The organism is Corynebacterium variabile, from assembly GCF_006539825.1.
GTDB classification, from domain to species: Bacteria; Actinomycetota; Actinomycetes; order Mycobacteriales; family Mycobacteriaceae; genus Corynebacterium; species Corynebacterium variabile.
In genome coordinates this window covers 1-1,581 of sequence record NZ_BJNT01000049.1, presented here as the reverse complement: position 1 = coordinate 1,581, position 1,581 = coordinate 1, and the positions used below count along the sequence as shown (strand labels likewise).

At 67.2% G+C, this 1,581-nt stretch carries 2 protein-coding genes; both read left to right on the top strand.

Features of this window, described 5'->3' with window-relative positions; genetic code table 11:
* The coding region (locus tag CVA01_RS15035) for a hypothetical protein (RefSeq protein ID WP_170209821.1) at window positions 1-635 on the top strand (635 nt) is incomplete at its 5' end.
* A 64-nt stretch (window positions 636-699) separates the two neighbouring features.
* Window positions 700-1,509 (top strand): metallophosphoesterase family protein, encoded by an 810-nt coding sequence (locus CVA01_RS14680; RefSeq protein ID WP_170209820.1) that lies wholly within the window; start codon window positions 700-702, stop codon window positions 1,507-1,509.
* Window positions 1,510-1,581: the final 72 nt, after the last annotated feature.

Here is a 1,581-nt window from a genome sequence, read left to right as displayed (position 1 = left end):
ACGGTCACCACCACACCCGCTTCGCCGCACCCCTGGACGGTGAACTGACCGGCACCCTGGACATCGCCCTGGCCAAAGAGGCCGACGACGGATCAGTCGTCATCCTCGCCACCCACGGCGCTGGGCCGGACCAGTGGACGTGGTCGGTACCGGTGGCCCACCGGCAGGTGATCACCGACACCGGCTGGTACCCGGTCGACGAGTTCACCGTGACCGGGTTCGGTCCCCTGTGGCCCTGGACCGACACCGAACTGCCCTGGCCCACGCCCGCGTTCACCGCCGACACCCCGGCGGCAACGGTTGAGTCGGTGACCGCCCACCGCATGACCCTCCAGCAGTTCCTCGGCCGCGGCGGCGGGACACACCGACTGCCGAGGACCCGGTGGATGCGCCTCGACGCCGACAAGGCCGTCCAGGGGCATCCTCAGTGGGCCGGCCCGGCCGAGCGGTTCACACACTGGCTGACCATCGAGGACCTTTCTGCCCTGGCGACCCACCTGCTGGATCCGCGGCCGGAGTTCGATGTCTACCGGACACTGAGCACGATGCCACTGCGCTGGGGCACCGCGGAGATCCGGTTGTGGGCCGCCGACGCCGCGAAACAGCATCACCGGCGACCAGGAAAAAGACGCTGACCTGCGCAGAAGTAGACTCATGGTACTGGACAACGGCTCACCGACACGTCTACCGTTGCCGCCCATGACCGCCGCACCCGACACTCACACCATCGCCTTCATCGGCGACCTCCACGGCAACATGACCGCCTTCGAGTACACCCTGACCGCGGCCCTTCGCCTGCGGGTGACCACCATCATCCAGGCCGGTGACTTCTGGATCTACGACCAACCACACCACCCCGACAACCTCGAACGCGTCATCACGCGTGTGGCACGCAACGCCGACCTGGCCCCGGCAACAGTTGACTACCGGTTCATCGACGGCAACCACGAGAACTTCGACGTCCTCGATCCTGACGCCACCGCGCCGGTGCAGCTGACCGAGCATGTCACCTACATGCCCCGCGGTAGCCGGGCGACGCTCGCCGGCGTCGAGATCCTGTTCTTCGGTGGTGCCAGCTCCGTCGACCGTCACTGGCGCCCCGAAGGCGAAGACTGGTGGCCGGACGAGAACATCACCGACACCCAACTCGCCCGCGGGCTGGCCGCTGCCAACACCGGGCCGGTGGATGTGCTGGTGACCCACGAGACCACCACCGCCGCTTTCAACGCGTTGTGCGGGATCTCCGGGCATGCTCGCTCCAAACGCGACGATGCTCCCGGCGAGGCCAACCGGGCCCGCCTGGACAAGCTGGTGGACACAGCACAGCCGCGGGCGTTGGTGCACGGGCATCATCACACCAGCCATATCGAAGACCACGACGGGGTCCGTGTGGTCTCACTGGGGCAGGAGGACTCGGCCGGGTCGGTCGCCCTGCTGGACACCGACACGTGGCTGTGGTCGGAACCCCCACGCCAGCCACCGAAGAAGTTGAGGTACATCAGGTTCTGAAAGGTGCCACCACCATCAGCCAGCACCATCTGGCCAACGGCCGGCGTCGTGGACTGTGCAGACCCCACAAGT